Annotated in this window: 2 protein-coding genes; both read right to left on the bottom strand. The window is 73.5% G+C overall.

The features are described from left to right. A partial coding sequence (locus tag E0F75_RS39085; protein WP_374115518.1) for an SDR family NAD(P)-dependent oxidoreductase occupies positions 1-5,915 on the bottom strand: 5,915 nt, incomplete at its 3' end. A gap of 11 nt (positions 5,916-5,926) precedes the next feature. Continuing rightward, the coding region (locus tag E0F75_RS39080; protein WP_229315799.1) for an SDR family NAD(P)-dependent oxidoreductase at positions 5,927-10,216 on the bottom strand (4,290 nt) is incomplete at its 5' end.

Here is a 10,216-nt window from a genome sequence, read left to right as displayed (position 1 = left end):
CGATCAACCGGGAACCCACCCACCGCATCCCCACCCGACGCCACCAGACCCCACAAACCCTCACCCGAAACCACACCACCCGGATAACGGCACCCCACCCCCACAATCACCACCGGGTCACCCGCATCAACAACCGAAACCACCCCGGCCCCAGCCCCGGCCCCGGCCCCGGAAACGACCCCGTCAACACCCCCGTCAACCCGCACCAACCCACACACGAACTCAGCCAACGCACCCACCGACGGATAATCGAAAACCACCGTCGCCGAAAGCCGAACCCCCAACGACACACCCAACCGATTACGCAACTCCACAGCCGTCAGCGAATCAAAACCCATCTCACGAAACGCCAACCCCACCGGCACATCCACCACCGACGCAAAACCGAGAACAGACGCCACTTCAGCTCGTACCGCTTCCACCACGGCCTTGCTCAGCTGGGATTCCGACAGCCCGGTCAGCCGCTCCGCCAGACCGTCGCTGGCGGGGCGGCGGGAGCGGGGCGCTGCACGGCCGCCGCGTACCAGTCCGCGCAGCATCGTCGGCACGATCTCGGCGTCGCGCCAGACGGTCATGTCCCAACGCGCCGCCACGAGCAGGGAGTCCGGCAGGTGCAACGCGGCCTGCAGGAGCCCGAGTCCCTCTGCAGCGGACAGGCCGCTGATCCCGCCCCGGGACATCCGGGCCAGGTCACCCTCGCTGAGCCCGCCGGCCAGACCCTCGGTCACGTCCCACAGGCCCCAGGCCACCGACTGGCCCACCAGTCCGCGAGCGCGACGCTGCTGCATCAGGCCGTCCAGGAACCCGTTCGCCGCCGCGTAGTTGGCCTGCCCTGCGGAGCCCACCACACCGGCCACCGACGAGAACACCAGGAAGAACGAGAGATCCATGCCCTCCGTCAGCGCGTGCAGCCACCAGGCACCGCCCGCCTTGCCGCCCATCACCGCACCGACGCGCTCGGGCGAGAGCGAACCCACCACACCGTCGTCCACGACACCGGCCGCGTGCACGACACCCGTCAACGGATGCCCGGCCTCCACGGAGGCAAGAGCCTCCTCCACGCCGACCCGGGACGACACGTCCGCCGCCACCACCCGAACCCGAGCACCCGACTCCGTCAGCCACTCCACCTGTTCCGCCACGCTGTCGGACATGCCCCGACGGCCCGCCAGGACCAGATGCCGCACACCACACACCGACACCAGCCACTCCGCCACAAGCCCACCCAGCACACCCGTGCCACCGGTCACAAGGACCGTCCCGTCCGGGTCGATCGGGCGCTCTTCGGCCCCGGCGGCCGGGGCGGTCGGGGCGGTCGGGACTCGGGTGAGCGTGGGGGTGTGCAGGGAGCCACCACGGACGGCGAGTTGGTCCTCGCCCGTCGCGAGGGCGGCACGCAGGAGGTCAGCGGCGATGTCCGTGTCGTCGATGTCCAACAGGGTGAACTGGCGCGGGTGTTCGGACTGGGCAGACCGCACCAGGCCCCATATCGCGGCCTGCGCCAGATCGGTGACGCCCTCGCCCGGCAGCGCCTCGACGGCGCCACGGGTGACTAGAACCAGCCGGGATTCCGCGAGCCGCTCGTCGCCGATCCAGTCCTGGACCAGGCGCAGCGTGCGGACGACCGCCGTGCGGGCGGCCTCGGCGGCGTCATCGTCCGGATCCGTCGGCGCCGTGTCGCACACCAGGACGACGTCCGTCGGTACGGGGCCGGGCAGCGTATCCCAGAGAGAGCCCTCCTCAAGGGTGGGGCGGAGCCCGGGCAGCCGGTCGGCAGTGGGCCAGCCGGGGAGGTCGTCGCCGAGGACGACCGTCCGGCCGGGCGCCGAGGGCGCCGACGGGCGGGGGCGTACGGGCCACTCGACCCGGCACAGCAGTCCGTCGGAGGTACGGGACGCCGTGGCGGTGCGGACGAGCTCCGGCGAGACGGGGCGCAGCGCCAGGGAGCCGACGGTCAGGACCGGCTCGCCGGTCGCGTCGGTGGCTCGCAGCGAGACGGCGTCCGTCCCCTCGACCGGGGAGATCCGCACGCGCAGCCGGTCGGTGCCCGGCTGGTGCAGCCGGACGTCGCTCCAGGAGAACGGCAGCCGCCCGCCGTTGTCCCCCTCGTCCGCGAAGGGGCCGAGGCCGAGGGCGTGCAGGGCGCTGTCGAGCAGGGCGGGGTGCAGGCCGAACCGGCCGGCCTCCGTGTCATGCCCGGTCGGCAACTGCACCTCGGCGAAGAGGTCCCGGCCGTGCCGCCAGGCGGCACGCAGCCCGCGGAAGGCGTCGCCGTACTGGAAGTCGGCGGCGGCCAGACGGGTGTAGAGGTCATCGGCGGGGACGGGGGTCGCTCCGGGGGGCGGCCAGGCGACGGCCGTCGCCACGGGCGCAGACGCGTCGGTACCGGTGTCGCTGTGAGCGTCGGTGTCGCTGTAGGTGTCGGTGGTGAGGAAGCCGCGGGCATGACGGCGCCAGGCCGCCTCGTTCAGGGAGTCCGAGGAGTCCACGGAGTCCGAGGGGTCCGGGGAAACCGGGGTGGCCGGGGAGTCCGGGGCGGTCGGGGAGTCCAGGGAGTCCGGGGCGTCTCCGGCGCGGGAGTGGATGGTCAGCGGGCGACGGCCGTCGTCGTCCGGTTCCGCCACCAGGACCTGTACCTCGACCGTGCCGTCATCCGGGACGATCAGCGGTGACTCCAGGGTGAGCTCGGAGACGCCTCCCGCGCCGGTGAGCCGCGCGGCGTGGGTCGCCACCTCCAGCAGAGCGGTGCCGGGCACCAGTACCGCGTCGAGGATGCGGTGGTCGGCCAGCCAGGGGTGCGAGTCCAGGCCGAGACGCCCGGTCAGGAGCAGGCCGTCGGCGGCGGCGACGGTCACGGCCGCGCCGAGCAGCGGGTGCTCGGCGCTGTGCAGTCCCGCGGCGGTCAGCCCGTGGCTGCCACCCGGGGTCGAGGTGAGCCAGTGGCGCCGGCGCTCGAAGGCGTAGGTCGGCAGTTCGACCCGGTCGCCGTCGGCCCCCGGCAGGGCGGCCCAGTCCACCGTCACGCCGTGCGCGTGGGCCTCGGCCAGGCTGGTCAGGAACCGGCTCCGGCCGCCGTCGTCGCGGCGCAGCGAACCGACGGCAGCGGCGGGCACCTCGGCCGCGGCGGCGGTGTCGGCCACCGCGGCGAGCAGGGCCGGGTGCGGGCTGCACTCGATGAACTGGCGGTGCTCGTGGTCGAGGAGCAGGCGGACCGTCTCCTCGAAGCGCACGGTCTGCCGCAGGTTCCGGTGCCAGTAGGCCGCGTCGAGTCCGGCGGTGTCCATCACGTCGGCGGTGACCGTGGAGTAGAACGGGGTGGCGCCCGGGTGCGTGGTGACGTCCGCGAGGGCGTCGAGAAGGTCCTGCCGGATCTCCTCCATCTGCGGGGAGTGGGAGGCGTAGTCGACGGGGAGGCGACGGGTCTGGAACCCCTCCGCGGCGGCCTGGTCGAGGAAGCTGTCGACGGCCTCGGGGGCCCCGGCGACGACTGTGGAGGCGGGTCCGTTGACGGCCGCGACGGACAGACTGCCGTCGCCGTTCCCGGTACGCCCGCCGTTCCCGATGCTCGCACCGTGATCGGCACGCCGGGCCTTGTCGATACGCCGGGCAGCCTCGTCGGCGGACATGGAGACGACTGCCATCGCGCCCTGCCCGGACAGGCCCCGCAGCGCCCGGCTGCGCAGCGCGACGATGCGGGCGGCGTCCTCCAGGGAGAGGGCCCCGGCCACGTACGCCGCGGCGATCTCGCCCTGGCTGTGACCGATGACGGCGGCCGGTCGCACGCCCAGCGAGCGCCACAGGTGTGCCAGCGACACCATCACCGCGAAGAGGGCGGGCTGGACGACGTCGACGCGGTCCAGCGAGGGTGCGTCGGGTTCGCCGCGCAGCACCGACAGCAGTGACCAGTCGACGTACGGGTCCAGCGCCTCTTCGCACGCCCGCAGGTGCTCGGCGAAGGCCGGGTAGGTCTCGTACAGGTCGAGTCCCATGCCGGTCCACTGGGAGCCCTGGCCGGGGAAGACGAAGACGGCGTCGCCGCGGACGGCCCGGCCGGTCACCACGTGCGGAGAGCGCTCGTCGCGGGCGAGTGCGGCCAGCGCGCCTGCCCGCGTTGCGCGGTCGTCGCCGGCTATCACGGCGCGGTGGTCGAACGGCGTACGGCCGGTGCGCAGGGAGACCTCGATGTCGGCGTCGCGCAGCTCGGGGCGGGCGGAGACGAGGTCGTAGAGCCGCTGGGCCTGCCCGCGCAGTGCGGCGGGGGTCCGGGCGGCGAGCAGCCACGGCCGGGGTGCGCCGGCCGACGCCGCGGTGACGCCGGGGGCACCGGCGCTGTCTGTGGAGCCGGCACCATCGACCGAATCGACACCGTCGGCGGAGCGGGCACCGTCGGAGGAATCGCTTCCGTCGACCGAACCGACACCGTCGGTGGAGCCTGCGCCGTCGGTGGAGCCGGCGCCGTCGGTGGAGCCGGCGCCGTCGGTGGGATCGGACCCGTCGTCGGGCACCGTCTCGTCGGAGGCGCCCGGCGCCTCGAGGATGATGTGCGCGTTGGTGCCGCTGACCCCGAAGGACGAGACGGCGGCGCGGGCCGGGCGGTCTCGTTCCGGCCAGGGCAGTTGCTCGGTGAGCAGGGCCATGGTGCCCGAGGACCAGTCGATCGCGGTGGTGGCCGTCTCCGCGTGCAGGGTGCGCGGCAGGGTCCGGTGCCGCATCGCCATGATCATCTTGATGATGCCGCCGACCCCGGCCGCGGCCTGGGTGTGCCCGATGTTCGACTTCAGCGAACCGATCCGTACGGGGTCGCCCTCCGGACGGCCGGTCCCGTACGTGGCGAGGAGCGACTGTGCCTCGATGAGGTCGCCGAGCCGGGTGCCGGTTCCGTGCGCCTCCACCGCGTCGACATCGGCGGCCATGAGCCCGGCCGTCGTCAACGCCTGGCGGATCACCGCCTCCTGGGCGGGGCCGCTGGGGGCGGTCAGTCCGTTGCTGGCGCCGTCCTGGTTGACCGCGCTGCCCCGGATCACGGCCAGGACGGGGTGGCCGAGGCGCCGCGCGTCCGACAGCTTCTCGAGGAGCAGCACGCCGACCCCTTCTCCCCAGCCGGTGCCGTCGGCGTCGGCGGAGAAGGCCTTGCAGCGCCCGTCCGGCGCCAGGCCGCGCTGGCGCGAGAACTCCACGAAGGTGTCCGGGGTGGACATCACGGTGACCCCGCCGGCCAGCGCCATGGAGCACTCCCCGCGACGCAGGGCGTGCGCGGCCAGGTGCACGGCCACCAGCGAGGAGGAGCAGGCGGTGTCGATGGTGATCGCGGGCCCTTCGAGGCCGAGCGCGTAAGCGACCCGGCCGGAGGCGACGCTCGCGGTGTTGCCCGTGCCGACGTATCCCTCGACCTCCGGCGGGATGTCCGAGAGGCGCCAGGCGTACCCCTGGCCCATCATCCCGGAGAAGACGCCGACCTTGCTGCCGCGCAGCGACGCCGGGTCGATGCCCGCGCGTTCGACGGCCTCCCAGCTGGTCTCCAGGAGCAGCCGCTGCTGCGGGTCCATCGCCAGCGCCTCACGCGGGCTGATGCCGAAGAACTCGGCGTCGAAGTCCGCGGCGTCGTGCAGGAATCCGCCGCGCTGGACGTAGGAGGTGCCGGCCTCGTCGGCGTCGGCGCCGCGCAGCTCGTCGAGGCTCCAGCCGCGGTCGCGCGGGAAGGGGGTGATCGCGTCACCGCCCCGCCCGACCAGCTGCCACAGCTCCGCCGGTGAGGTCACGCCTCCCGGATAGCGGCAGGCCATGCCGACGACGGCGATCGGTTCCCGCGCGACTGTGGCCAGCTCGCGGTGCTCCCGCCGGAGCCGGTCGTTGTCCTTCAGCGCCGCGCGCAGCGCCTGGACGAGCTGGTCGGCCGAGGATTGCATGGTCGTCACTCCTGGAGGCGTCAGTCTTTGAACGTGTCGAGGGCGATGCGGATCAGATCGTCGGCATCCATGGCGTCGATCTCCTCGGGCCGCTGCTCCGGCCCGGCGGACGGACCGCCGTCTCCGCGGGCGAGCCGCAGCAGCGGGCCGGTGAGACCGGCCTCCCGGAGGGTCCGGAACGGGATGGCGGCCAGCATCCGGCGGAAGTCGTCCTCGGTGAGGTGGTCCCCGACGAGGTCGTCCTCGGCCGTGTCGGCGACGCCGCCGCCGGCGGTGTCCACTGCCCCGCTCCCGGCGGTGACCTGCCGGTCGAGGTACTCGGCGAGCAGCTGCGGCGTCGGGTGGTCGAAGACCAGGGTGGGCCGCAGCGACACCCCGGTGGCGGCGTTGAGCCGGTTGCGCAGCTCGATGCCGGTCAGCGAGTCGAACCCCAGGTCCTTGAAGGCGCGTTCGTCCTCCACCGTCTCGACGGAGGGGTGCCCCAGGACGGCGGCGGCGTGCTCCCGGACCAGGCCGAGGAGCACCCGGCGCCGCTCACCGTCCGGCAGCGTGGCCAGCCGGCCGCGGGCCTCGTTCTGTCCGACGGCCGCCGCGGCCCGCACCCGCGGGGTGCGCCGGGATGCGGCCGGGCCCGCAAGGAGGGGATGGGTGTGGCGGTGCCGCGGGGTCAGCTGGAGCAGCGTCAGATGGGGCTGGTCCGTCCGTCCCCCGGCCCGGTCCCACAGGCGCAGGCCGGCCTCGGTGCTCAGCGGCACCATCCCGGAGGCGGAGATGCGTGCCAGGTCCCCCTCGGTGAGGTGCCCGCTGATCCCGCTGCGCTGTGCCCACAGGCCCCAGGAGTGCGACTGCGCGGGCAGGCCACGGGCGTGGCGGTGTTGGGCGAGCGCGTCGAGGAAGGTGTTCGCCGCGGCGTAGTTGCCCTGCCCGGGGGAGCCGAGTACGCCCGCGGCCGAGGAGAACAGGGTGAACATCGCCAGATCGGCGCCGCGGGTCAGTTCGTGCAGGTGCCAGGCCGAGTCGGCCTTGGCAGAGAGCACGGCAGCGAGCCGCTGCGGGCCGAGCGACCCGATGACCGCGTCGTCGACCACCCCGACGGCGTGCAGCACACCCGTCAGCGGGTGGTCCGGGTCGATGCGGTCGAGGAGGGCGGCGACCTCGTCCCGGCTGGACACGTCACAGGCCACGACACGCGCCTCGGCTCCCGACTGCCGCAGTTCCTCGACCAGTTCGGCAGCGCCTGCCGCCGCCGGCCCTTGACGACTGGTCAGGAGCAGGCGTCGTACGCCGTACTCGGCGACCAGGTGCCGGGCCAGCAACGACCCGAGGGTGCCTGTGCCACCGGTGACGAGCACGGTGCCGGCCGGGTCGAGCGGTGCGGGCACGGTGAGGACCAGCTTGCCGGTGTGCTTGGCCTGGCCGAGATGGCGGAACGCCGCCGGGGCCTCCCGGATGTCCCAGGCCGTGATCGGCAGCAGGTCCAGTGCGCCCCGCCGCAGCAGGTCGACCACCGCGGACAGCATGGCGCCGATCCGCTCCGGCTCCGGGTCGGCCAGGTCGAAGGTCCGGTACGTCACACCGGCCGGGACCCCGTCTCCCGTACGGACGTCGGTCTTGCCCATCTCGATGAACCGTCCGCCGCGCGGCAGCAGTTCGAGCGAGGCGTCCACGAACTCACCGGCCAGCGAGTTCAGTACGACATCGACGCCCTTCCCTCCGGTCAGCGCGGCGAACCGGGCGCGGAAGTCGAGATCGCGGGAAGAGGCCATGTGGTCCTCGGCGACTCCGAGTGACCGCAGGGTGGCCCACTTGGTGGGGTGAGCCGTGGCGAACACCTCGGCACCGAGGTGGCGCGCGAGCTGGATCGCCGCCATGCCCACGCCGCCCGCACCCGCGTGGATCAGAACCCGCTCGCCGGGGCGCAGATCCGCCAGGTCGCGCAGCGCGTACCAGGCCGTCAGGAACACGATCGGCACCGAGGCCGCCTCCGTGAACGACCAGTCCTCGGGTACGGCGGCGAGCGTCCGGGCGTCCGCCACGGCGCTCGGTCCGAAGCACTCCGGCATGAGGCCGAACACCCGGTCACCGACGGCCGCTCCGGTCACGTCCGGGCCCACCTCGGTCACCACCCCGGCGCCCTCCGCGCCCAGCGCGGCGCGTCCCGGATACATCCCGAGCGCGACCATCACGTCCCGGAAGTTCAGTCCGGCGGCGCGCACCGCCACCCGCACCTGGCCCGACGCGAGCCCGACCGGACCGACCGGATCGGCTGGATCGGCTGGATCGGCTGGATCGGTCGGGTCAGTCGGGTCAGCCGGATCGGCAACCAGGCTCAGACCGTCGATCGTCTGCCCACCGGGGGCCAGCCGCCAGCTCGCGCCCTCCGGGACGGACAGCACGTCGTCCTCCAGCGGCACCAGTCGCGGGGCGAACAACACCCCCTTGCGGAGCGCTACCTGCTCACGGCTCGCTCCGTGGATCGCGGCCAGCAGCCCCCCGACGGACACTCCGTCGGTGTCGGTGTCGGTGTCGGTGTCGGTGTCGACCAAGTGAAGTCGGTCGGGGTTCTCCGCGACGGCCGCCCGCGCCAGGCCCCAGACCGCGGCGACGGCCGGGTCCACGCTCCGGTCGCCGGGACCGGTGACGACCGCTCCCTCGGTACGGATCACCAACCGCGTTTCCGCGAGCACGGGCGCGGTCAGGAACGTCTGCACCTGGAGAAGCACCCACTCCGTCGCGGCGCGGGCGCGCTCCGGCACCGATCCGGCGGCGCTGTCCGGCAGGTCGAGGACCACCCAGGTGGGAGCGGACGCGCCGTCGTTCACGGCGCGCACCACGTCAGCCACGCCGGCGTGATGGCCCGCCGACACCAGGGCACAGTCCTCGGGATGGGACGGCAGCCCGTCCGGTACGACAGCGACCTGGTCCCAGCGCATCCGCAACGGGACGTCCTGCGCCGAATGGAGCGCCGCCTCGCTGACCGGCCGGAAGGCGAGGGAGTCGACGGTGACGACGGGCCGTCCGGTCGGGTCGACGGCCTCGACGGTCACACCGTCGGCACCCCGACGCAACCGCGCATGCAGAGTCCGCGCACCGGTGCGATGGACCGTGACGCCCGTGAACGCGAACGGAAGCCCGCCCTCACCACTGCCGGAAGTGGCGGCGAGGGCATGGAGAGCGGCGTCCAGCAGGGCCGGATGCAGAGCGAAACCGGACGGATCGTCGGGCAGGACGACCTCCGCGTACACGTCCTCACCGTCCTGCCAGACCTGCTTCAGCCCCCGGAACACGGGGCCGTAGTCGAACCCGGCATCCGCCAGCCCGGCGTAGACGTCCTCCGCCGCAACTGCTTCGCCCGCCGGCGGCCAGGCCCAGCCCGCTTCGGGGGCATCCGCCGCCTCGATGAGGACGCCGGCGCCGTGCCGGGTCCACTCACCCTCCCCGGTGTCCGGGCGGGAGTGGATGCCGACCTTGCGCTGCCCGTGCTCGCCGGGTGCGTCGACCACGACCTGCACCGTCACACCCGGCCCGTCCTCGGCCAGCACCAACGGCGCCTGCAGGGTCAACTCCTCGACCCGCGCACACCCCACCTGAAGACCGGCATGCGCCACCAGATCCACGAACGCGGTCCCCGGCAGCACGACCACACCGGACACCGCGTGATCGGCCAGCCACGGCTGCGCGGACACCGACAACCGCCCCGTGAACACCACACCGCCGTCGGCGAGGGCCACCTGCGCGCCAAGGAGTCGATGTCCCGCGACCTCAAGCCCCGTCCCGGCGAGTGACCCCGCGGAGGCTCCCACGGAACCCGCCGCCCAGTAGCGGCGCCGCTGGAAGGCGTACGTCGGCACCTCGACGGAACCCGCCGCGCGGGGCAGCCAGCGGTCCCAGTCCACTCCGAGCCCGTGGACATGGAGTCGGGAGAGTCCGGTCAGCAGGCCGGTGACCTGGTCATGGTCACGCCGCATGAAGGAGGCGACGGCCTCGCCCGCACGCTCCTCCATGGCGGCGGACAGAGCCGGCTGCGGACCGACCTCCGCCCAAAGCCGGGCCCCCGACTCCCGTGCGGTGTCCACCGCGTCGGCGAACCGGACCGGCTGCCGCACATGCCGCACCCAGTACGCGGGGCTGCCGAAGTCGGCCCCCGCCGGCTCACCGGTCACCGTCGAGACGACCGGGATCTCCGCAGGCCCGAAGGACAGATCCGCCAGCGCCGCGGAGAAGTCGCCCAGCATCGGGTCCATCAGCGGGGTGTGGAAGGCGTGACTCACCGGCAGCGAGCGGGTGCGTACCCCATCGGCTTCCAGCTT

The sequence above is a fragment of the Streptomyces sp. CB02980 genome, assembly GCF_014451325.2.
GTDB lineage: Bacteria > Actinomycetota > Actinomycetes > Streptomycetales > Streptomycetaceae > Streptomyces.
Note: the sequence above shows the minus strand (reverse complement) of the source record. Positions and strands in the feature narration are given on the sequence as shown.